At 72.9% G+C, this 19,366-nt stretch carries 24 protein-coding genes; 12 read left to right on the forward strand and 12 right to left on the reverse strand.

The features are described 5' to 3' along the window. Positions 1 to 2: 2 nt before the first annotated feature. A complete protein-coding gene (locus tag RKD23_RS03060; protein ID WP_424852161.1) occupies positions 3 to 530 on the forward strand; it encodes a hypothetical protein in 528 nt (175 codons plus the stop codon). A gap of 10 nt (positions 531 to 540) precedes the next feature. Here the strand turns inward: RKD23_RS03060 and RKD23_RS03065 are convergent, their stop codons facing one another. Then, positions 541 to 975, reverse strand: a complete 435-nt coding sequence (locus RKD23_RS03065) for an OsmC family protein (RefSeq protein ID WP_424852162.1) — start codon at positions 973 to 975, stop codon at positions 541 to 543. Positions 976 to 1,115: 140 nt separating this feature from the next. On the opposite strand from RKD23_RS03065, the gene RKD23_RS03070 reads away from it, so the two are divergent. Beyond that, the gene (locus tag RKD23_RS03070; protein WP_424852163.1) at positions 1,116 to 1,550 is read left to right on the forward strand and encodes a hypothetical protein; all 435 of its coding nucleotides are present in this window, start codon (positions 1,116 to 1,118) and stop codon (positions 1,548 to 1,550) included. Position 1,551: 1 nt separating this feature from the next. Beyond that, a complete protein-coding gene (locus RKD23_RS03075) occupies positions 1,552 to 2,526 on the forward strand; it encodes a tyrosinase family protein (RefSeq protein WP_424852164.1) in 975 nt (324 codons plus the stop codon). Between the two features lie 15 nt (positions 2,527 to 2,541). On the opposite strand, the gene RKD23_RS03080 is transcribed toward RKD23_RS03075, so the two are convergent. Together RKD23_RS03080 and RKD23_RS03085 are read right to left on the reverse strand one after the other, a co-directional pair. After that, positions 2,542 to 2,889, reverse strand: a complete 348-nt coding sequence (locus RKD23_RS03080; RefSeq protein WP_424852165.1) for a hypothetical protein — start codon at positions 2,887 to 2,889, stop codon at positions 2,542 to 2,544. A 29-nt stretch (positions 2,890 to 2,918) separates the two neighbouring features. Beyond that, complete coding sequence (locus RKD23_RS03085; RefSeq protein WP_424852166.1) at positions 2,919 to 3,794, reverse strand: RNA polymerase sigma factor SigF; 876 nt, start codon at positions 3,792 to 3,794, stop codon at positions 2,919 to 2,921. A gap of 306 nt (positions 3,795 to 4,100) precedes the next feature. Between RKD23_RS03085 and RKD23_RS03090 the strand changes: the two genes are divergently transcribed. Beyond that, positions 4,101 to 4,934 carry a SigB/SigF/SigG family RNA polymerase sigma factor gene (locus RKD23_RS03090; protein WP_424852167.1) on the forward strand — a complete coding sequence of 278 codons (834 nt, stop codon included), beginning with the start codon at positions 4,101 to 4,103 and terminating at the stop codon, positions 4,932 to 4,934. 104 nt (positions 4,935 to 5,038) lie between these two features. After that, positions 5,039 to 5,464 carry an ATP-binding protein gene (locus RKD23_RS03095; protein ID WP_424852168.1) on the forward strand — a complete coding sequence of 142 codons (426 nt, stop codon included), beginning with the start codon at positions 5,039 to 5,041 and terminating at the stop codon, positions 5,462 to 5,464. A gap of 16 nt (positions 5,465 to 5,480) precedes the next feature. Here RKD23_RS03095 and RKD23_RS03100 read toward each other — a convergent pair whose 3' ends face one another. Then, the gene (locus RKD23_RS03100; protein ID WP_404041400.1) at positions 5,481 to 5,912 is read right to left on the reverse strand and encodes an ATP-binding protein; all 432 of its coding nucleotides are present in this window, start codon (positions 5,910 to 5,912) and stop codon (positions 5,481 to 5,483) included. A gap of 249 nt (positions 5,913 to 6,161) precedes the next feature. Between RKD23_RS03100 and RKD23_RS03105 the strand changes: the two genes are divergently transcribed. Beyond that, entirely contained in the window at positions 6,162 to 7,100 is a 939-nt protein-coding gene (locus tag RKD23_RS03105) for a DUF6924 domain-containing protein (protein ID WP_424852169.1), read from the forward strand. Between the two features lie 67 nt (positions 7,101 to 7,167). Further along, complete coding sequence (locus RKD23_RS03110; protein ID WP_424852170.1) at positions 7,168 to 7,797, forward strand: maltokinase N-terminal cap-like domain-containing protein; 630 nt, start codon at positions 7,168 to 7,170, stop codon at positions 7,795 to 7,797. A 4-nt stretch (positions 7,798 to 7,801) separates the two neighbouring features. Here RKD23_RS03110 and RKD23_RS03115 read toward each other — a convergent pair whose 3' ends face one another. After that, a complete protein-coding gene (locus tag RKD23_RS03115) occupies positions 7,802 to 8,452 on the reverse strand; it encodes an HD domain-containing protein (RefSeq protein ID WP_424852171.1) in 651 nt (216 codons plus the stop codon). A 52-nt stretch (positions 8,453 to 8,504) separates the two neighbouring features. On the opposite strand from RKD23_RS03115, the gene RKD23_RS03120 reads away from it, so the two are divergent. Beyond that, on the forward strand, positions 8,505 to 9,500 hold the full coding sequence (locus RKD23_RS03120) for a GlxA family transcriptional regulator (protein WP_424852172.1): 996 nt from the start codon (positions 8,505 to 8,507) through the stop codon (positions 9,498 to 9,500). A 2-nt stretch (positions 9,501 to 9,502) separates the two neighbouring features. Here RKD23_RS03120 and RKD23_RS03125 read toward each other — a convergent pair whose 3' ends face one another. The 4 genes from RKD23_RS03125 to RKD23_RS03140 form a co-directional block, all read right to left on the reverse strand. Beyond that, positions 9,503 to 10,672 carry a hypothetical protein gene (locus tag RKD23_RS03125; RefSeq protein ID WP_424852173.1) on the reverse strand — a complete coding sequence of 390 codons (1,170 nt, stop codon included), beginning with the start codon at positions 10,670 to 10,672 and terminating at the stop codon, positions 9,503 to 9,505. A 138-nt stretch (positions 10,673 to 10,810) separates the two neighbouring features. Continuing rightward, positions 10,811 to 11,698: a TIGR03619 family F420-dependent LLM class oxidoreductase gene (locus RKD23_RS03130; protein ID WP_424852174.1), complete on the reverse strand. Its 888-nt coding sequence runs from the start codon at positions 11,696 to 11,698 to the stop codon at positions 10,811 to 10,813. Positions 11,699 to 11,832: 134 nt separating this feature from the next. Further along, positions 11,833 to 12,573 (reverse strand): aquaporin, encoded by a 741-nt coding sequence (locus RKD23_RS03135; protein ID WP_424852175.1) that lies wholly within the window; start codon positions 12,571 to 12,573, stop codon positions 11,833 to 11,835. Positions 12,574 to 12,589: 16 nt separating this feature from the next. Beyond that, the gene (locus tag RKD23_RS03140; RefSeq protein ID WP_424852176.1) at positions 12,590 to 12,904 is read right to left on the reverse strand and encodes an ArsR/SmtB family transcription factor; all 315 of its coding nucleotides are present in this window, start codon (positions 12,902 to 12,904) and stop codon (positions 12,590 to 12,592) included. Between the two features lie 73 nt (positions 12,905 to 12,977). Here RKD23_RS03140 and RKD23_RS03145 point away from each other — a divergent pair, with 73 nt between their 5' ends. Continuing rightward, the gene (locus RKD23_RS03145; protein ID WP_424852177.1) at positions 12,978 to 13,397 is read left to right on the forward strand and encodes an arsenate reductase ArsC; all 420 of its coding nucleotides are present in this window, start codon (positions 12,978 to 12,980) and stop codon (positions 13,395 to 13,397) included. A 116-nt stretch (positions 13,398 to 13,513) separates the two neighbouring features. Further along, positions 13,514 to 13,900, forward strand: coding sequence for a MerR family transcriptional regulator (locus tag RKD23_RS03150; protein WP_424852178.1), 387 nt, complete (start codon positions 13,514 to 13,516; stop codon positions 13,898 to 13,900). Between the two features lie 27 nt (positions 13,901 to 13,927). On the opposite strand, the gene RKD23_RS03155 is transcribed toward RKD23_RS03150, so the two are convergent. Beyond that, entirely contained in the window at positions 13,928 to 16,219 is a 2,292-nt protein-coding gene (locus RKD23_RS03155) for an ATP-binding protein (RefSeq protein ID WP_424852179.1), read from the reverse strand. A gap of 206 nt (positions 16,220 to 16,425) precedes the next feature. Between RKD23_RS03155 and RKD23_RS03160 the strand changes: the two genes are divergently transcribed. After that, positions 16,426 to 17,118 carry a DUF4232 domain-containing protein gene (locus RKD23_RS03160; protein ID WP_424852180.1) on the forward strand — a complete coding sequence of 231 codons (693 nt, stop codon included), beginning with the start codon at positions 16,426 to 16,428 and terminating at the stop codon, positions 17,116 to 17,118. Here RKD23_RS03160 and RKD23_RS03165 read toward each other — a convergent pair. Next, a complete protein-coding gene (locus RKD23_RS03165; RefSeq protein ID WP_424858150.1) occupies positions 17,076 to 18,062 on the reverse strand; it encodes an LLM class flavin-dependent oxidoreductase in 987 nt (328 codons plus the stop codon). The two genes, RKD23_RS03160 and RKD23_RS03165, sit on opposite strands and share 43 nt — an antisense overlap. Before the next feature lie 87 nt (positions 18,063 to 18,149). On the opposite strand from RKD23_RS03165, the gene RKD23_RS03170 reads away from it, so the two are divergent. Next, positions 18,150 to 18,935: a helix-turn-helix domain-containing protein gene (locus tag RKD23_RS03170; RefSeq protein WP_424852181.1), complete on the forward strand. Its 786-nt coding sequence runs from the start codon at positions 18,150 to 18,152 to the stop codon at positions 18,933 to 18,935. Here RKD23_RS03170 and RKD23_RS03175 read toward each other — a convergent pair. Then, positions 18,914 to 19,336, reverse strand: a complete 423-nt coding sequence (locus RKD23_RS03175; RefSeq protein ID WP_424852182.1) for a hypothetical protein — start codon at positions 19,334 to 19,336, stop codon at positions 18,914 to 18,916. The two genes, RKD23_RS03170 and RKD23_RS03175, sit on opposite strands and share 22 nt — an antisense overlap. Between the last annotated feature and the right edge of the window lie 30 nt (positions 19,337 to 19,366).

The following is a 19,366-nucleotide window of genomic DNA, read 5'->3' on the forward strand; positions in this document are numbered from 1 at the left end:
GCGTGAGCAACAAGCTGCTGGAACCGGACGGCTGGCTGGTGCTGGGGCTGCCCTGGCCGGAGCAGGCGCGGGACGGGTGGGCGGAGTGCGCGCTCGCGCTCGCGCCGCAGACGATTCCGCGCGGTCTCGTCGAGGAGGGCACGGGTATCGCGCTCGACCTCGCGGGCGGCCTGGCCCGCGATCCCGGGCAGGGGCCGGGCAGGGCGGTGTTCTTCTCCGACGTCACCGTCTGGCTGGACCGGCAGGGTCAGGACTGGGGCATGCTGGGCGTCGACCACGAGGCCGTCATCGACGAACTCACCCACGCCCCTGTCCCCCAGCTCTACCTGACGCTGTCGCAGAAGGCGCACGCCGTGCTGTGCGACGCCAGCCGCGAGGGCCTGCGTCTGCACTACGCCAACGGCGACGTCGAACGCGTCAGCCCGCAGGTGCGTGCCGACGTCCACGCCGCCATCACCTCGACCCTCGAGCGGGACTGGCGTCCCTACGTCCAGGGACTCATCGACGGCGGCGCGATCCTGATCGGGTAGGGCCGCGCGCTCAGGCGTCCTCGACCTTCGCGGTGACCGGCGTGCCGATCTCGACGGTCCTGCTCACCGTGCAGAGCCGGTCGTGCGAGGTCTTGACCGCCCTGGGCAGGATCGCCCGGGCGCGGTCGGCCCCCTCGCCGTCCGGGAAGGACACGGAGAAGGTGACCTGGAGGTCGGTGAGCCGGTTGCCGAGGTCGTCGCTGATCTTGTGGCCGCTCACCGCGACACTGAACCGGTCGGGCTCGGCATGGCGGCCGGTGGCGATGTCCACGTCCACCGCCGTGCAGCCGGCGAGCGCGGCGAGCAGCAGCTCGACCGGGGTGAACTCGGTGTCCGTGTCGGAACCGCTGCCGAAGGAGAGGGTGCCGCCGCGGGCGTTGGTCGCGACGAAGTGGCCGGTGCTGGCGCGCTCCACGGTGACGGAGCGCAGGGTGTTGTCGGTCATGCCGAGACAGTAACCCCGCACGCGTCCCGCGGGAGGCATACACCTGTTCGCTCCGCCCGGAGTGCGGGCCGCGCCGCCTCCTCGGAGACTCGGGAGAAAAGGCCGTCCACGGCCGCCCTCGCGTGCAGGAAGGGACTCCCGTGACTCCCGAGGAACTGGCTGCGGCCGCCGACCCGACGACTCTCGGGAACTACCTGGCGGGACTGCCCGAACAACCGCACCACCACGGCCCCGTGACCACCGTCCGCGAGGACGAGTTCCAGGGCCACCACATCGTCATCAGGACGACGTACGAAGTGACGGTGGACGGTGAGCCGCTCACAGCTCCGCTCAACGTCTCCAACGACGGCCAGGTCGACTGCCACGCCCTGCCCACCTACCAGTTCCTGTCCGCGACCGACACCATCCGGGCGCTGATCGAGAACTTCCCCGACGACTTCCCGAGCGGGGGCCATGGAGGCGGCCACGGAGGCGGTCATGGTGGCGGAGGCGGTCACGGCGGTCATGGCGGCGACCCCCACGGCGGTCACGCCGGTCATCCCGGACATCACACCGGCCCCGAGGGGAGCGTCTGACATGGCCGTCGTCCGCAGGAACATCATCGTCAACCCCGCCGACCGCGACGCCTACATCGAGGGAGTCCTGCGGCTGAAGCGGGAGGACTCGACCCTCACGACGGCCGCGTTCGGCATTCCCGGACCGCCCGCGCCGGTGAGCACGTACGACCTCTTCGTCATCTGGCACTTCAAGGCGATGATGACGCCCGTCCCGCCGAACGGGGACGTCGGTCAGCGCAACGCGGCGCATCGGGGCCCGGTCTTCCTGCCGTGGCACCGGTTCATGCTGAATCTGCTGGAGGTCCATCTCCAGCGCGTGCTCGACGACCCCACCTTCGGACTGCCGTACTGGGACTGGGCGATCGACGGCTCCCTGCCCGCCCCGGAGACCGCGCTGATCTGGAAGCCGGAGTTCATGGGCGGCGCGGGCGACCCGGTGACCGACGGGCCGTTCGCGTTCCGTCCCGGCGACCCGGACAGTTTCCGGGTGCGGGTGGAGGGGAGCCCCCAGGTCACGCTCCGTCAGACGGACCGGGGTCTGCGCCGCGCCTTCCCGAACGCCTTCCCCTCGTTGCCGAACGCCCTGGACGTGGGGGCGGCCTTCAATGTGCTGCCGCCGCCGCTCGGCGACCCGGACCTCGCCACGTACGACTTCGCTCCTTGGCTCGCGGCCTCGCGGGGGTTCCGCAGCCGGCTGGAGGGGTTCACCGGGACGGGGCTGCACAACCAGGTGCACCGGTGGATCGGCGGGGACATGGCCCCGGCCACCTCCCCGAACGACCCCGTCTTCTTCCTCCACCACTGCAACGTGGACCGGCTGTGGGAGGCGTGGATGAACCGCAACGGGCGCACCTACCTGCCCGGCATGGAGGAGTCGGAGGACCTGCTGGGCCATCGGATCGACGACCCGCTGGTCTCCCCGCTGGGCGCGGGCGCCACGCCGCGTTCGACCCTCGACAACACCGGCCTGTTCGTCTACGACCTCGTGCCGTGAGCCGACCGCACCGGTTCAGCGCGCGCTCCAGGCGCTCACCGCGGACAGCGGGACGCGGAAGAACTCGCCGAGCTGGGCGGGCAGGGTGCTGGAGCCGGAGATCAGCTGGCACCCCTGGAGGTGGATGAACACCGGTGGATAGCCCAGGGGTTCCTCCGCCTCCCTTGTGAAGGCCTCGGCGAAGCGCGCGTCCGGTTCGCCGTCGTCGCCGAGCCGGGCCGCGACGCACATCGCCCAGTGCCGGTGCGCCACGAGACGGCCGGTGATCACGGCCCCCTCCGTCACGACGGTGATGCGCGGGCCGGTGCCGGACATCTCGGTGCGGTTGATCAGGTCGATCAGCAGGTCGTCTCGTACGGTCATGCCGCGACTGTAGTGATCATCGCGCGGGCTCAGGCAACCGCGGGCCCCAGCAGGCCGGTGCGCAGGCGCTTGATGATGCGGCTGATGAGCCGTGAGACATGCATCTGGGAGACGTCGAGCCGGGCGGCGATCTGGGACTGGGTCAGTTCCTCGACGAAACGCATGTGGATGATCTGCCGGTCCCGTTCCTCGAGTCCGGCGATCAGCGGGGCGAGCGACCTGAAGTCCACCACGAGTTCCAGCGACGGGTCCTCCTCGCCGAGGCGGTCGGCCAGCGCGGTCTCCGTGCCCTCGTCCTCGGTGGTCAGGGCGGCGTCCAGGGAGGAGGTCCGGTAGCAGTTGGCGGCCTTGCGGGCCTCGATGACCTCCTCCTCCGTCAGGGACATCAGCTCGGCCAGTTCCCGGGTGGTCGGAGTGCGGCCCAGCCGGGAGCGCAGCTCCTCGGTCGCCTTCGCCAGCTCGGCCCGTGCCTCCTGGAGCCGGCGCGGCACATGGACGGCCCAACTCGTGTCGCGGAAGAAGCGCTTGATCTCGCCCACGATGTAGGGCACGGCGAAGGTGGTGAACTCCACCTCCCGGGACAGCTCGAACCGGTCGATGGCCTTGATCAGGCCGATGGTGCCGACCTGGACCACGTCCTCCTGCGAGTCGCCGCGGGTGCGCATCCGGGAGGCGGCGTACCGCACCAGGGACAGGTTCATCTCGATGAGCGTGTTGCGTACGTACTGGTGTTCGCGTGTGCCTTCGTCCAGCATGGCCAGTCGCTGGAAGAACACGCGGGACAGTTCACGCGCGTCCTTCGGGCGTATCCGGGCCGGGTCCGCGACGAGCGGCAGCTCCGCTCCGTCCGACGTGACCGTCGCCTCTGCCGTGGCCGTTGCGTGTGCCGCCGTCACGGCTGCCATGCCGCCCTCCCCTGCGTCGGAACCTGATGTCCTCCCCCCGACTTCCCGGCTTCTCGCGCTTCAGTCCCCCGTACGGCCCTCGAATCCGAAGCAGGCCGAACGGCGGGGCCCGGATCCGCTCCTTCGGGTGATGTATCGGCCAGGACGGGGGGTCGCGTTGTTTGCGGGGCGAGTCGTGGGGCAGGCGGGACATCGTGCTTCGGACCGGAGGCACACCACGGGGTGCGTGTCCGCTGCGGACCGTTCGCAGCCCCGCCCCGTTTCCCACGGCAACTCCTTGACACCTTCGTTCAGGAGCTCTTTCGCATGCTGGTCGAGACATCCGCACAGTCCTCCGACGCCCCGTCCGCCACCCGCAGGCACCCCCACGACGACGCCCCCGACACCGCGGCCGACTTCGCACGGCTGGCGGCACTGCCGGAGGGCCCCGAACGCGACGCCGTACGCGAGGCGCTGACCGAGGCCTGGCTGCCCATGGCCCACCGCATCGCGGGCCGCTTCCGCAACCGCGGGGAGTCGCTGGAGGACCTCCGCCAGGTCGCGGCCCTGGGGCTGGTCAAGGCCATCGACAGGTACGAACCCGGGCGGGGCGCCTTCGAGAGTTACGCCGTGCCCACCATCACCGGCGAGATCAAGCGGCACTTCCGGGACCGCACATGGGCCCTGCGGGTCCCCCGCCGGGTGCAGGAACTGCGCAACAAGGTGCGCGTCGCCCGCCGCGAGCTTCTCCAGACGTCCGGCGGCGCGGAACCCTCCGCCGCCGAGATCGCCGCCCTGGCGGGCCTCACCGAGCAGGAGGTCGCGGTCGGCACCGAGGCGCTGGACAGCTACAGCACCCTCTCCCTCGACGCGGAGGTGTCCCGCGAGGACGACGGCTACAGCCTCGCCGACACCCTGGGGGTGCGCGAGGAGGCGTACGACGTCGTCGTCGACCGCGAGGCCGCGAAGGAGGGCCTGCGACGGCTGCCCGAGCGCGAGCGCGCCATCCTGTACATGCGGTTCTTCGAGGACATGACACAGAGCCGCATCGCCGACCAGCTCGGCATCTCGCAGATGCATGTCTCGCGCCTCATCAGCCGCTGCTGCGCCAAGGTACGGGCGGAGGCACTGGACGCCGCCCACGGCACGGGCGAGGACTGAGGGCGGTCGGTCGTGGTGACGCAAGCCTTTCAGCCACGTGTGCGCACCGGAGCGTCTCGGCCAGATGCCTCCGAGCCAGGCGCACGTACCGGCGGCACGCAGCGATGAGCCGCGCCGGACACCCCGGGCGGGCACCGGTCAGGGCGCCGGGCATCGCCAGTCCCGCCGCCGCGCGGGCGTATGTGCGCTCGCTGGTGCGGGAGCACTGGCGCGGGCCGTCCGGGCGGCCGCGCGAGGAGGCCGTGGTCGATCTTCTGCTGGTCGTGTCCGAGCTGGTCACCAACGCCATCCGGCACGGCGGCGGCCTGGCCCGCTTCGAGGCGGTGCTCGTGCCCGAGGGCGTCCGGCTGGGGGTGCACGACCACAGCGATGTCGTGCCGCCGGCCGCGTACGGGCGCGGCGCGCTCCCCAGCCCGGGCGCGGGCGGGGGCTACGGCTGGCCGCTGATCGTCCGGCTGGCCCGGGAGATCAGGGTCGAGCGGCGCCGGGAGGGCGGCAAGGCGATCGGCGTCCTGGTGCCGCTGAGCTGAGCCGGATGCACCGGTGTCACCAGGGCAGGAACACGTGCACGTCCTTGCCGTCCTCCCGCGCCACCACGCTGACCTGCTCCGCCAGCGTCTGGATCAGGTACCAGCCGATGCCGCCGCCCGTGCCCGGCCGGAAGGAGCGCGGGGCGGGCTTGGTGCGGCTGGTGTCCCCCAGGACCACGTGCACGCCGTCGTAGGTTCTGCGCAGGATCAGCCGGAAGGGGCCCGGGGCGTACTGCACCGCGTTCGCGGCGAGCTCCGCGACCACGAGCAGGATGTCGTCCCAGTGCTCGGCGGAGGCGGGGGGCGCGGTTCGGGCCAGCCTGGCGAGGAAGGTCTCCGCGGTCAGCCGGGCGTCCGTCACGTCCTCCAGCCGCCCGTCGAACGTGGCCTCGCATGCCTGCACACCCTCGGAGGACGGTGTTCCGTCCCCACGCGGTTCGGTCGACATCGCACCTTCCCGGCGTTGCACCGCACACTGCGGCCGCCTTGTGTCCCTCGTTCCTTTCCGCTGCTGGTTCCCCGAGCGGGAGCTGCTACGCGCGCTGCATCGTCGCGGACGTGACGGGTTCGTGCAATGGCGCCTGCCGTGGCGGGACCGTCGCCGTACGGCGACGGCCGGCCGCCGGGTAGGTTCGCGGGCAGAAAGTCCCCCGCGGCGGCCCGACAGCGGGCTGCGCGGGCCCCGCGAAGGAGGGTCATGTCGTTTCCCGCGCTGCCTCGGTCCGCGCCCGGAGAAGTGCTGCTGATCGGCACCTGCTACGAGGACGGGAAGGTCCTGTGGGGCGGGCTGCTCGGCGAGATCGGCGGGCGCGAGGAGGGTGACGTGCGCGTCCTCGACGGCGAGGTGCGGCTCCGCCCGGTCGCCGACAGCGCGTGGCACTACCTGCACGGCGGCAACATACCGGCGCTGGTCCCCACCGACGGCGTGCTGCCGCCGGTGGCCGTCCTGGCGGACATCCCCGTGGTGTACGGCGGTGACGGGCCGCTGCTGGTGGATCTGGCGGCGACGCCCGGGCGGGGGGTGCGCGTCCCTGCGGCCCGGCTCGGCGAGATCCTGGCCGAGGTGCTGGCCGGGCGGCTGGAGTTCGACGATCTGGTCGGCGCCATGGACACGTACGGCATGTACCAGGGCGAGGGCGGCCGGCCCGCCCACCCGGCCGCGACGGCACTGCCGCGCCGCGCCTTCCCCACGCTGCCTGCCACCGAGGCGGCCCTGCTGGTCCGCACGTCGTTCGACGACGAGCCGGGCTGGCGCGCCCTGCTCGACGAGCTGGGCGGGACCGACGAGGACGGCTGGGTGAACGCGGACCCCGACCTGGACGACATCGACCCGGACCACTACCCGGTGCAGGCACTGGTCGTCGACGACCACGCCTTCGAGGGCCTCCTGCCCGGCCAGGTCCCCGCGCTGGTCCCGCCCCACGAGCACGCCACGCTCGTCGCGCTCGCCGACGCCCGGACGTTCACCGAGCCCGGCCGGCCGCTGACCGTCGTCGACCTGTACGACGTTCCGGGGCGCAGCGCCGTTCTGCCGTGCCGCCAGGTCGGCTCGATGGCGTGCAACCTGGAGATCGCCAACATGGACTTCGACGACTTCGTGGCGGTGGAAGGCGAGAAACCGTGGTGGGACGCGTGAAAGTCCCTTGTAGCGTGTCTCTTCGATCTTGATCGTCCTGATCGCCGACAGAACGGGAGCCTTCGGCATGGCCGTGATCCACCACACCACCCTCAAGCCGACCAAGCTGGAGCTGCTCACCGACTGGCTGCCGTCCCGCCCGTGGTACCGCGGCGGCCCGGCGGCACCGCAGCTCAGCAAGGCCGGCGGCTTCCGCCTGGACGACCCGCAGGGCGAGGTCGGCATCGAGTTCATGGTGGTCACCGACGCGTCGACGCCCTACCTCGTGCCGCTCACCTATCGCGGCGCCCCGCTCGACGGGGCGGAGCACGCCCTCGTCGGCACGATGGAGCACGGGGTCCTCGGAAAGCGCTGGGTCTACGACGCCTGCCACGACCCGGTCGCCGTCGCCCAGCTGCTGTCCCTGATCGAGGGCCGCGTGCAGGCCCAGGACCAGAACGCCAGCGATGTCCCGGACCGGGAGGTCGTGGCGGCGTACACCGGCGAAGCACCGCTCACCACCAAGGACGTCACCACGACCGACGACACCTCGGGCACCGCGCTCACCACGCCGAACGGCACAACGGTCCGCCTGCAGCGGGCACTTGAGCCCTCCTCCGCCGCCCCCGAGGAAGCGATCGGCCAGGTGACGGGCTCCTGGCAGCTGCCGGACGACGGCCGCGCCAGGGGGCTGTTCGCCGTGGTGCACCCCGCCTGAAAGGTCAGTTGCCCCAACGGCCGTTGCTGGTGGCCGTCTCCAGGGAGGTCGTGTGGGGCGGGGTGGCGCGTTCGCGGAGGAAGTCGGCGGTGAGGGAGTGGAGCGGGGCCTTCTCGGGGCGGTTGAGGGCCTGGGCGGTGATCTCGTCGATGAGGGTGGTGGCCATGTTCAGGCGGGGGTAGGCGGCATGGATGGCGGCGCCGGTGGTGTCGTCGACGAAGTGGGTGGCGATGCCGAAGTCCATGCCGATCCCGGTGCGGACGAGGGCGGACAGGGTGCTGCGGCGTTCGGCTATGCCGGGTGAGGTGTGCAGGGCGATGGCCTCCCAGACGGCGTCGACCGCGTCCGCGGACAGGCCCTGGGCGGTGAGGAACTCCGCGGCCAGGTCGGCGCCGTCGACCTCGAACCGCTGGTCGCGGTCGCCGGCCTCGGTCAAGCCGATGTCGTGCAGCACGCAGGCGAGGAACAGCAGGTCCGGGTCGTAGTCATGGCCGGGCCGCGCACCCTGGTGGTCCGCGCAGAGGCGGGCGAACAGCGCGCTGCGGATGCTGTGGTGGGCGGTCGCGGGGGATTCGGTGTCCTTCACCAGGGCCAGCGCCCGCCGCGCGACGGGGGTGTCCGGCAGAGTCATGAGGTCGATCATCGTTTCGGTCATGTGTCCATGGTCGGCACCTCGCACCTCGCCCGACAGTGGCAAGATTGCCGACATGCGAGAGGAAGCTGCCAGCCCCTCGGCCGGTGCCCCTGCGGCCCACCGGGTGGCCGTCCTCGCCCTCGACGGTGTGCTGCCCCTCGATCTGGGCATCCCCACCCAGGTGTTCACGTCCGTGCCGGGTGCGCCGTACGCGATGACGTTGTGCGGGCGCAGGACCGGAGCGGTGACCACGGCCGCGGGGTTCGAGCTGACCGTGGCCGCGGGTCTCGAGGCGCTGGGCGGGGCCGACACCGTGGTGGTCCCGGGCTACGCGAACCATCTCGCCGAGCTGGACGCGGCGGTGCTGGACGCGCTGGCGGAGTGTCATGCGCGGGGGCAGCGGCTGGTGTCCATCTGCACGGGCGCGTTCGCGCTGGCGGCCGCCGGAGTGCTGGACGGACGTACCGCCACCACCCACTGGCGGTACGCCGGTGAACTGGCCGCCCGCCACCCGCGGATCACCGTGGACCCACAGGTGCTGTACGTGGACGAGGGCAGCGTGCTGACCTCGGCGGGTGTCGCGGCCGGGATCGATCTGTGTCTGCATCTGGTGCGCCGCGATCTGGGAGCGGGGACGGCGAACGAGGTGGCGCGCACCCTCGTCGCGGCCCCGCACCGCGACGGCGGGCAGGCGCAGTACATCAGGCGCCCGCTGGCGGCGGCCGTCGACGGCACCACGCTGGCCGCCACCAGGACCTGGGCCCTGGCCAGGCTGCACGAGCCGCTGACCGTCCAGCGGCTCGCCGCGCACGCGCATCTGGCGCCGCGCACCCTTGCCCGCCGCTTCGTCGCGGAGACCGGCACCACGCCGCTGCAGTGGCTGCTGGCCGCTCGTCTCGACCGGGCCCGGGAGCTGCTGGAGAGCACCGACCTCGCGGTCGAGCAGGTGGCCGAGCGATGCGGGCTGGGCAGCCCGTCCAATCTGCGGCTCCACTTCCGGCGGACCCTGGGCACCTCGCCGTCGGCCTACCGCGCCGCCTTCGCTCCCACGGGGGCTCGGAGCAGGTGACTTCAGCTGTCCGCCGGCTCCGAGGTCAGCACCACGCGGGGGTCCGACGGAGGGTCGTAGGGGACGTACGTCTTCTCGAACTGCCCGGGCGGCACGCCTCGGTAGCCGCCCACGCCGTACGTGATCCAGGTGCCGGGCCGGAAGCCCTGCCCCTTGTTTCCCGGGAGGTGGATCACGTCGGGGTTCTTCGGCGGCAGGCGTCTGCCGAGGAAGGCGCAGACCTCGACGAGGTTGGCCGGGCCCTGCCACTGGAGGGCCAGGACGGGCCAGGGGCGACGGCGGAAGCGCTGGGGGCGGGTCCAGCGGGCGGGGTGGCCGAGGGGGCCGCTGCCGGGCGGGAGCACGAGGTCGTACCAGCGTTCCATGTGGCCGCTGAACTCGTAGGCGTCGGGGCGCCGGTCGCGGTCGTCGCGGACGATCCAGGTGCCGGGGAAGCAGGTCCTGTACTCCGAGACGCGCAGCATGCCGCGGTCGGCCGGGGCGTCCTGTTCCGCCGCGCCGACGAACGCGCGCACCTCGTCGTAGTTGCCCTCGCCGTTCCAGTACAGGGCGTCCGCGAAGGTGATGTCGTCCTTCTCGTGGTAGCGGGCCACGCCGTCGAGGAGGGTGTCCGTCGGGTCGACGGGGTCGTACCGCTCGATGAGGAAGAGGGAGTCCACCGCGAGGAACAGGTCGGGGGACCAGCGCAGGATCCACTGCCCCAGGGCGGCCGTGCGCCGCTCGTCCGAGTAGCTCGGCATCGGCAGCGGGAACCTGGTGCGACCCGGGGCGAGTTGGTCCATCGGGGCGCCGATGAAGGCCTGGAGTTCGTCGAGTTGGGCCATGGAGCGCCAGTGGAAGGCGTCGACGGGCCGGGGTCTGCTGCGGTAGCGGGACACGCCGGGGCGGTGGAAGGGAAAGTCCCTGCGCGCGGCCTCGGGCACGCCCTGCTGGTCGTACTCCCGGGTGAAGTGGTCGCGCGACGCCCGGAAACAGTCGCCGACCATGTCGTGCCGCAGCACCCAGTCACCGGGTGTGGCGACCCATTCGTACCGGCCCGGGAGGTAGATGCGGCGTGGGCCGACGCCCTCCTGGTGCGGCGAGACGCCGATGAAGTCGCAGACGTCCTGGAAGGCGGAGTCCCCGTGCCAGTGAATGGCGTCCACGTACTCGTACTTGGCCCGAACGCGCATGCGCATCCCCCCGAAGTGCAGGATGCCCCGCGGTGGGGCGGCGCGCCATACCGCGGCGAGGGGCGGCTCGTTCGGCCGCCGTCCTCGCCGCGGGCGCCGGGGCCGCCTGGATCGGCGTACTACGGCGGTGCGGTCGTGTCAGGCGAGCTGCGGCAGCACCTCGGCGGCGATCCACTCGGTCGCCTTCTCCACATGCTCGGCGGCCACGGGCAGCCAGAGGGTGCATGCGGACAGGCCCGCCTCGGCGAGCCGGCCGAGGTCGTCGACGACGCTGGCCGCGGTCGGCGAGGGGCCGCCGACCGGCCGGCCCGGGGGCTGGATCAGGGCGGGGACGCCGGGCGGGGTGAAGAACTCCATCGAGTTGAGCGTCAGCCGGTCGGCGTCCTGCGAGGCGTCGGCCAGGTCGCGCAGCCGCCGGCGTACGTCGGTGACGGTCGCGGCGTCCGCGCCGGAGCCGTACCAGCCGTCGCCGAACCGCAGCGCGCGGCGCAGGGCGACATCGCTGTGGCCGCCGACCCACACCGGCGGGCCACCGGGCGTCACGGGCGTGACGCCCAGGCTGGCGCCCTGCAGCGTGGTGAACCGGCCCTCGAAGTCGGCGGGTCGCCCCGTCCACAGGGCCTTCGCGGCGGCGAGGTGGTCGTCGGTGCGGGCGCCGCGCTCACGGACCGGCACACCGGCGGCGGCGAACTCGCCCGGGTTCCAGCCGGTGCCGACGCCCAGCAGCAGCCGGCCGCCGGACACCACGTCCAGGGTGGCGGCCTGGTTGGCGAGCAGCACCGCCGGATAGTACGGCGCGACGAGCACGGACGTCAGCAGGCGCAGGCGCGTCGTCGCGCCGGCCACGGCCGACAGGAGCACGAAGGGGTCGGTGTCCAGGCCGAACCCGCTGTCGAGGAGGCGGTTGCCGACCGCCACATGGTCCAGGCCCAGCTCCTCGGCGTGGACGGCGGCACGCAGCACGGCGCGTCCGTCGTCCAGCGGCCAGCGCGGCTGGAGAGAGACACCCAGGCGTAACTGGGGCATGAGCACTACCTTTCCCTCGCGGTGACAGGCAGGGCCTGCCACCCTGCCGCCCTGTCAACGACACCAAGCTACCGACAGCACGGGGCGCGGCGGTGCGTCGCCCGGTGTTCATTCGGAGGTCGGGCTGCCCCGGCTCACTCGGCGGTGTCCCGGCCGGGCGCGAAGATCAGCGCCACCAGCGCCAGACCCACGGCGGCGCCGAGGAGTTGCATGCCGATGAACGCGGCGAGGGAGCCGGGCGCGATGCCCGCGAAGGTGTCGGTGAAGGCGCGGCCGATCGTCACGGCGGGGTTGGCGAAGGAGGTGGAGGACGTGAACCAGTACGCGGCGCCGATGTAGGAGGCGACGGCGACGGGAGCGAAGCGCAGCCGGTCGGTGCGGGCCAGGCCGAAGATCAGCAGGATCAGGCCGGCGGTTGCGACGACCTCGCCGAGGAGCAGGTGCCCGGCCGAGCGGTCGTGGGTGGACCACTTGACCAGCGGTTCGCCGAACATGGCGTCGGCCAGCACCGCGCCGCCGACGGCACCCACGATCTGCGCCGGGATGTACGCGGCCGCCTCGCGCCGGGTGACACCGGCTCCGGTCCACCACTCGGCGAGGGTGACGGCGGGGTTGAAGTGCGCGCCGGAGACCGGGCCGAGCAGGAGGATCAGCACGCCGAGGCCGAAGACGGTGGCGATCGAGTTGGCCAGCAGCTGCAGGCCCACGTCCTGGGTGAGCCGGGTGGCCTGGATGCCGGAGCCGACGACGACCGCGACCAGGGCCGCGGTGCCGACGAGCTCGGCCGTGACCCGGCGGGCGAGGGGCGGGCGGGCCGGGACGGCGAGGGAGATGGCGACGGCGGGGGCCGCCGGCGTCTCCGGGAGCGTGGTCACGGGGTTCCTCAGGGGGTCAGGGGCAGGAGCGTTTGACGTTCGCCGCGGCGGTCAGTCGCGCGAGCTGGGCGAGGTCGGCGAACTGGCCGGCCAGCGACTCGATGACCTCGGGCTTCAGCCGGTAGTACGTGAACCGGCCGCACGGCTCCGTCTCGACGACCCCGGCCTCGCGCAGCACCTTGAGGTGATTGGAGAGGTTGGTCTGCCTGGCTCCGGTCTCCTCGACGAGGTGGGTGGTGCACAGGGTCTCGCGGGCGAGCAGGGCCACGATCCGGAGCCGCAGCGGGTCGGCTAGGACCCTCATCAACTCAGTGTCGACTGACGTCAGCATGGACTGATACTGTCACATCAGTGAGGGCTGATACCAGCGAGGCTGCGCCCTGCCTGCCGCGAAGGAAGAACCGATGACCGAGACCCCGCTCGCCTCCGTGCTGTTCGTCTGCGTCCACAACGCCGGGCGCTCCCAGATGGCCGCCGGCTTCCTCCGTCATCTGGCCGGCGACCGCGTCGAGGTGCGTTCCGCCGGTTCGCTCCCCGGCGACCAGGTCAATCCCGCCGCCGTCGCCGCCATGGCCGAACTGGGCATCGACATCTCCGACCAGAAGCCGAAGGTCCTCACGAGCGAGGCCGTCCAGGCCTCCGACTACGTCATCACCATGGGCTGCGGCGACACCTGCCCGGTCTTCCCCGGCAAGCACTACCTGGACTGGCCCCTGGACGACCCGGCCGGCCAGGGCGTCGACGCGGTCCGCCCGATCCGCGACGAGATAGGGAAGCTGATCGAGGGGCTGATCGAGGAGATCACCCGGGACACGACCGCGTAGGCCGCCTCACGAGCGGACTCCCCCGGTTCCCTACGGCGTGTGTGCTCGTCACGCGGGCAGGGTAGAACTTGCCATCGGTGTCAGATTCAAGGCGTCGTACGAGGTGAGGCAGAGGTATGCGGATCGGTGAACTGGCCCGGCGCAGCGGGGTGAGCGAGCGTTCCCTGCGCTATTACGAGGCTCAGGGGCTGCTGCGGTCGGAACGCACGCCCGGCGGGCACCGGGAGTACGGCGACTGGGCGGTCGACCGGGTCGTACGCATCCAGACCCTCTACGCAGCGGGCCTGCACAGCAGGACGATCGCCCAGCTCCTGCCGTGCATGCGGGACACGGACGGCCGCCCGAACGAGATCGCCACGCCCGAGCTGGTGCACAAGCTCGCCGCGGAACGCGACCGCATCGACAGCCTGATCACCGACCTGATCCGTTCCCGCGACGTCCTCGACGAGGTCATCGACACGGCGTCGGACGACGCGACCACCGCGACTGCCCGAGGCGCGTGACCGGCCCTCGCGCCAGGGCGGTGGCGCTCACCTCGGCAGCTCGTCGAGTGCGGCGGCGGCCTCGCTCCGGCGGGGGCTCTTCAGCTCGGTGAGGGCGTCGCGGGCGGCGAGGAGGGTGTCCCGGGCCTCGGGGTGGCCCAGGGCGCGCAGCACCTGGCCCAGGTCGAGCCGGGCCGGTTCGCTCCAGGCCGGCATCTGGGCGTCCTCGAAGTGGGCCAGGGCACGGCGCAGGGGTGCCTCGGCCTCGGCCCAGCGGCCCAGTGCGGCCAGGTCGTTGCCGATCTGCTGCTGCGCGACCGCGTGGTACATCGCGATCAGTTCCTCGGGCTGCCCCGGGATGCCGGCGCCGCAGATCTCGGCACTGCGGCGGTGGATGGCCAGGGCCTCCTCCGGCCGGTCGGCCTGGCGCAGATAGGTGCCGAGGGAGTTGAGCATCGTCAGCTCGGGCAGCCGGGCCTGCGGGGAGTCCTGGGCGGCGAGGAGGCGGGCCGCCCGGTGGAGCCGGTCGTGGGCCTCCTCCGCCCGGCCCAGCCGGTGCAGTGCCGCCGCGCCGTAGCCCAGCGCCCAGCCCACCTGGAGCTGGTCGTCGCTCTCGCGGGCCGCGACCAGCGCGGTGTCGGCGGTCGCCAGGGCGGCCCGGGGGTCGTGGACACAGAGGTTGTACGCCCAGGCGAGGTAGTTGAGATGGACGGCCTCCTCCTGCCTGCTGCCCAGGGCGCGGGCCGCGTCGGCGGAGCGCCGGAACACCTCCACCCACAGCTCCCAGTGCTGGTTGAGGTCGGAGAACCAGTGCATGGCCTCCGCCATGTCCAGGACCTGCCGGTGCCGTCCGGTGTCGTGGGCGCGGCGCAGCGCGGCCAGCCACTGGGCGCGTTCCGCCTCCAGCCAGGCCCGCGCCTCCTCACGGCCGGCGGGCGCGCTCGCGGGATCGGGGTCGCCGTGCGGTCCGTTCCGGTGATGCTCGACGTCGAAGCGGAGCCCGGCGGCGGTGGCACGGCGCAGCATCCAGTCGGCGGCCCGGTCCAGCGCGGCTTCCCGCACCTCGGGCCCGTCCTCGGCCGCCGACTGCTCGGCGGCGTAGAGCTTGAGCAGGTCGTGGAAGCGGTAGCGGTCGGCGGCGGGGTCGCTCTGCAGCAGCCCGGCGTCCGTCAGCTCCTCCGCGCAGGCTGCCGCGTCGTCGTAGGGGAGGTCGGCGAGCAGCGCGACGGTCTCGGGGCTGAAGTCCGGTCCGGCGGCAAGGGCGGCGCGCCGCAGGAAGGTGCGGGTGTCCGGGGGGAGTTGGCGGTACGACAGTGCGAACGCGGCGCGCACGCCCAGGCTGCCGGCCTGGAGGCCGTCCAGGCGCCGGCCCTCGGCGGTGAGCCGGGCGACGAGCTTGCCGAGGCGTTCATGGGGCCTGCCGTGCAGCCGCTGGCCCGCGATCCGCACGGCCAGCGGCAGATGTCCGCACAGGTCGGCGAGGTCCCGGGCGGCCTGCGCCTCGGCGGCGACGCGCTCCGCGCCGACGATACGGGTGAGGAGTTCGACCGCTTCCTCGCGCCGCAGCAGCGCCAGGTCGGTGCGGTGGACCGACTCGAGCCCCGCCAGGGTGTGCCTGCTGGTGACCAGAGTCAGAGACGGGCCGGTGCCGGGCAGCAGGGGGCGTACCTGCGCCTCGTCGGCGGCGTTGTCCAGCAGCAGGAGCACCCGCCGGTCGCGCACCACGGACCGCCACAGGCCGGCCCGGTCGTCGGTACCGGGCGGGACGGCCGCGTCGGCGACGCCCATCGCCCGCAACAGCCGGGCCAGGGCGTCGCGCGGGGTCGTCGGTTCGGGGTCCATGCCGTGCAGGTCGAGGGCGAACTGCCCGTCGGGGAAGTGCGGGGCGAGGCGGTGCGCGGCGTGCACGGCGAACGCGGTCTTGCCCAGGCCTGGCTGCCCGGAGACCACGCTCACGGCCGGGCGCGCCGGGTCGGCGTCCGCGGCCAGCTCCCGCAGCTGGGCCAGGGCCGGGCCGCGGGCGGTGAAGTCCTGGATGTCACGCGGCAGGGCCAGGGCGGAGTGGGCGCCCGGCCCGGTGGCGGCCCGGGGGCGGGGCCGGCCCAGCGCGGCGGCCTTCTCCAGCCGCCCGGCGGTCTCCTCGTCCAGTCCCAGCCCCTCGGCGAGAGCCTCCACGGTGCGGCGCTGCGGGCCGCGGGTCCGTCCGCGTTCCATGTCCGCCAGCGCCCGCACGCTCACCCCGCAGGCGTGCGCGAGCGCCTCCTGGCTGAGCCCGGCACGTGTGCGCAGTGCGCGGAGCTGCTGCCCGAAGTCCTCCGTGGCGGGCGTGCCGCTGCACACAGTCGTCGTCCCCGTTCACCCGGCCCGTACGACTGCGAGCCCCCGGCAGAAGTATGGCGGACGGTACTTCTGCCGGGAGAACCGCCTGGGCCGCCGGCCGCCGGGATGGTCGACTGAGGGCAGGTGAGGGACGGCACCACGACCAGCCCCTCACCTGCGCGTCCGCCGCCATGCGGACCATCGACCATCTTCACGGGGAAGCACACATGAACACTCTTCGTCACCGTTCCGCCTTCTTCGCCGCCGCGGGTGTGGCGGCCCTCGCTCTGTCCCTCACCGGGTGCCAGGGCGACTCGGACACGACGTCGTCACCGACGGGGGCCGCTTCGGCCTCGACGGGGTCGACCGGTTCGACCGGGTCGGCCGACTCCGACTCCGGCACGAGCGGCTCCACGGGCTCGGCCGACTCCGGCTCCGACTCCGGCACCAGCGGCTCCACGGGTTCCTCCGGCGCGGACGGTCAGCAGGCCTCCGCCGACACCCCGGCCTGCACCGCGGGCGACGTCGCCGTCACCGCCGCCACCCAGGACGGGCCGCCCTACACCCACCTCGTCCTCACGGCGAAGAACACCTCCGGCCACTCCTGCCGCCTGGCGGGCTTCCCGCACATCCAGTTCCTGGAGAGCCACAAGCAGGACGTCCCGGCGGTCGCCGAGAGCAAGCCGGCCACGCCGACGGTGCTGGCCGCGGGTGCCCCGGCGTACGCCCTGGTGAAGCTGTCGGACGGCGGCACCGACGAGGAGAACGAGCCCGTGTCGGCGTTCTCCGTCATGCTGGAGGGCGACTCGACCGTCATCGCCGTCACCGCGCCCGGCAGCAGCGGGGTCGCCGTCGACCCGGCGAAGGCGCTCACCGGCTACTGGACGCCCGAACTGCGCAACGGCGCCGACGACTTCTGAGCCGGAGTCGCCCGCAGGGCCGGGAGGAGCGCGGCCAGCCGTTCCAACTGGTCCCGCTGCGAGGGGAGATCCAGGGCGGCGAGCCGGATCACGACGTGCCGCGCGCCGGCGTCGGCGTAACGCTGCATGCCTTGCAGGACCTGGTCGGCGGAGCCGGTGACGACGGCCTGGATCTCCTCCAGTCGATCGAGCGGCATGCCGTAGACGGCCCGGGCGTAGTCGTCCAGGGCGCGGCGGCCGCTCTCGGCGTCGTCGTCGACGCGGACGGAGACGAAGAGGGCGGGGGTCACGTCCTCGAGAGCGCGGCCCGCGTCGGCTGCGGCGCCGCGGACGGCATGCAGGCCGGACGCGTAGTCGGCGGGGTCGGGCGGGTAGGGCAGCCATCCGTCGTACGTCCGCCCCGTACGGGCCAGTGCCGCGGGCGTCGCGCCGCCCAGCCAGATGGGCGGGTGGCCCCGGGCGGGCCTGGTCGTGGGCGGGAGGTCGTCGAAGTGGAGGAGGTCGCCGTGGAAGGAGTCGGCGCCGTCCCACAGGGCCCGCCACAGCGCGACCGTCTCGTCCAGGCGGGCGAAGCGCCTCTCCCAGGGCAGCTCGGACAGGGCGTAGAGGGGGCGTCCGAAGCGGCCGGGGAAACCGGCGCCGACGGTCACGGTGAGCCGGCCGCCGCTGAGCAGGTCGATCGATGCCAGTGACTGCGCGGCCTGGACCGGCCGGCGCAGGAACGGCAGCAGGGCGGCCGTCCCCAGGGTCACCGTGTTGGTGACCGGGGCCAGCGCCGCCAGCATCGTGAGGGCCTCGATGCGCGGGCTGATCAGGGAGTCGCCCACGAAGAGCGAGGAGAAACCCGAGCGTTCGGCCTCGCGGCCGAGGGCGATCAGCTCGCGCGGATCGTCGGCCGGGCCCCATTGTGCGGTCGCGGTCGGAAGCAGTACACCGATGTCCATGCCGGTGATCGTCGCGCCCGCCGCGGGCACGCCTCAATTCCCTGCGGGGAATGGCCCGTATGCCGCGACGCCGATACAACAGGGCTCGTGGACTTTCCGAGAGCGCTCCGCGCATGCCGTGCCCGCCGTCATCTCAGCCAGCTCGACCTGGCCTCGCGGGCGGGCACCACACAACGCCACCTGAGTTTCATCGAGTCGGGCCGGTCGGTGCCGGGCCGGAACATGGTCGTACGCCTGGCGGAGTCGCTGGAGCTGTCGCTGCGGGAGCGCAACGAGCTGCTGCTGTCGGCCGGTTACGCGCCCGCCTATGCCGAGAGCGCGCTGGACTCGGCGGAGCTGGCACCGGTGCGTGCGGCGATCGACAGCATTCTCCGCGGGCATCTGCCGTATCCGGCGCTGGTCGTGGACCGGGGCGGGGATCTGGTCGCCGCGAACTCCGCGATGGACGTCATCACCGAGGGGGCGGCCCCCGAGCTGGTCGGCCCGGGCACCAATGTCTACCGTCTGGCCCTGCATCCGCAGGGCGTGGCGCCGCGCATCCTCAACCTGGCGGAGTGGGCGCGCCACATCCTGGCGGCCCTCGGTCATCTGCCGGAGCTGCGCGACGAACTCGCCGCGTACGTACCGCCGTTGGACCCGTCGGCCGGGCAGCTCGGCTTCGCCGTCCCGCTGCGGCTGCGGTCGTCGTACGGCGAGCTGCGGCTGATGACGACGGTGACGACCTTCGCCACGGCGGTGGATGTGACGCTGGCCGAGCTGAGGCTGGAGGCGTTCCTGCCGGCCGATCCGGCGACGGCGGAGGCGCTCGCGGCGGCCGCCGCCGTGGCCGGGGCGATTCCCGCGGCGGCCGGTCAGGGGCCGGGGTACATGTAGTCGGACTTGATCCGGCCGTCGTCGTCCAGGACGACGAACTCCACGCCGCCTCCGAGCACTTCGCCGGTCTCGGCCGACACCGCCTCCCAGCCGAACTTCACCACGCCGTGGAGGCGGACGGCGTCGGCGCGCGGCCGGAAGGTGAGGCCCTGCTTCGCCACGAACTCCTCGTAGCTGCGCGCGACCCGCCGTTCGATGGCGTCGTGCCCCTGCGCCTCCAGGGTCGTGTGGCTGAAGCCGAGGCCCGCGGCGACCTCGCGGATCTCCGCGGGCGGGTGCAGGGTGTGGGTGCCGTCCTCGGCCCAGAGCCGCTCGATGGCCGCACGCCGTTCGCCGGCGTCCGAGGTGTTCCACTGGGCGGTGTAGCGGTGGGCCAGGTCCTGCGGGTCGATCTCGATCACGTGGATCTCCTTGCCGGGCGGGTCACTAGG

The organism is Streptomyces sp. SAI-170 (genome assembly GCF_049739565.1).
GTDB lineage: Bacteria > Actinomycetota > Actinomycetes > Streptomycetales > Streptomycetaceae > Streptomyces.

Bases quoted from the DNA above. Each gene is read 5' to 3' on its own strand.
- RKD23_RS03150 (WP_424852178.1), top strand. From the start codon at position 13,514: ATGCGGATCGGTGAACTGGCCCGGCGCAGCGGGGTGAGCGAGCGTTCC.
- RKD23_RS03085 (WP_424852166.1), bottom strand. From the start codon at position 3,794: ATGGCAGCCGTGACGGCGGCACACGCAACGGCCACGGCAGAGGCGACG.
- RKD23_RS03120 (WP_424852172.1), top strand. From the start codon at position 8,505: ATGCGAGAGGAAGCTGCCAGCCCCTCGGCCGGTGCCCCTGCGGCCCAC.
- RKD23_RS03130 (WP_424852174.1), bottom strand. From the start codon at position 11,698: ATGCCCCAGTTACGCCTGGGTGTCTCTCTCCAGCCGCGCTGGCCGCTG.
- RKD23_RS03145 (WP_424852177.1), top strand. From the start codon at position 12,978: ATGACCGAGACCCCGCTCGCCTCCGTGCTGTTCGTCTGCGTCCACAAC.
- RKD23_RS03065 (WP_424852162.1), bottom strand. From the start codon at position 975: ATGACCGACAACACCCTGCGCTCCGTCACCGTGGAGCGCGCCAGCACC.
- RKD23_RS03075 (WP_424852164.1), top strand. From the start codon at position 1,552: ATGGCCGTCGTCCGCAGGAACATCATCGTCAACCCCGCCGACCGCGAC.
- RKD23_RS03090 (WP_424852167.1), top strand. From the start codon at position 4,101: ATGCTGGTCGAGACATCCGCACAGTCCTCCGACGCCCCGTCCGCCACC.
- RKD23_RS03165 (WP_424858150.1), bottom strand. From the start codon at position 18,062: ATGGACATCGGTGTACTGCTTCCGACCGCGACCGCACAATGGGGCCCG.
- RKD23_RS03115 (WP_424852171.1), bottom strand. From the start codon at position 8,452: ATGACCGAAACGATGATCGACCTCATGACTCTGCCGGACACCCCCGTC.
- RKD23_RS03160 (WP_424852180.1), top strand. From the start codon at position 16,426: ATGAACACTCTTCGTCACCGTTCCGCCTTCTTCGCCGCCGCGGGTGTG.
- RKD23_RS03110 (WP_424852170.1), top strand. From the start codon at position 7,168: ATGGCCGTGATCCACCACACCACCCTCAAGCCGACCAAGCTGGAGCTG.
- RKD23_RS03080 (WP_424852165.1), bottom strand. From the start codon at position 2,889: ATGACCGTACGAGACGACCTGCTGATCGACCTGATCAACCGCACCGAG.
- RKD23_RS03125 (WP_424852173.1), bottom strand. From the start codon at position 10,672: ATGCGCGTTCGGGCCAAGTACGAGTACGTGGACGCCATTCACTGGCAC.
- RKD23_RS03100 (WP_404041400.1), bottom strand. From the start codon at position 5,912: ATGTCGACCGAACCGCGTGGGGACGGAACACCGTCCTCCGAGGGTGTG.
- RKD23_RS03140 (WP_424852176.1), bottom strand. From the start codon at position 12,904: ATGCTGACGTCAGTCGACACTGAGTTGATGAGGGTCCTAGCCGACCCG.
- RKD23_RS03095 (WP_424852168.1), top strand. From the start codon at position 5,039: ATGAGCCGCGCCGGACACCCCGGGCGGGCACCGGTCAGGGCGCCGGGC.
- RKD23_RS03105 (WP_424852169.1), top strand. From the start codon at position 6,162: ATGTCGTTTCCCGCGCTGCCTCGGTCCGCGCCCGGAGAAGTGCTGCTG.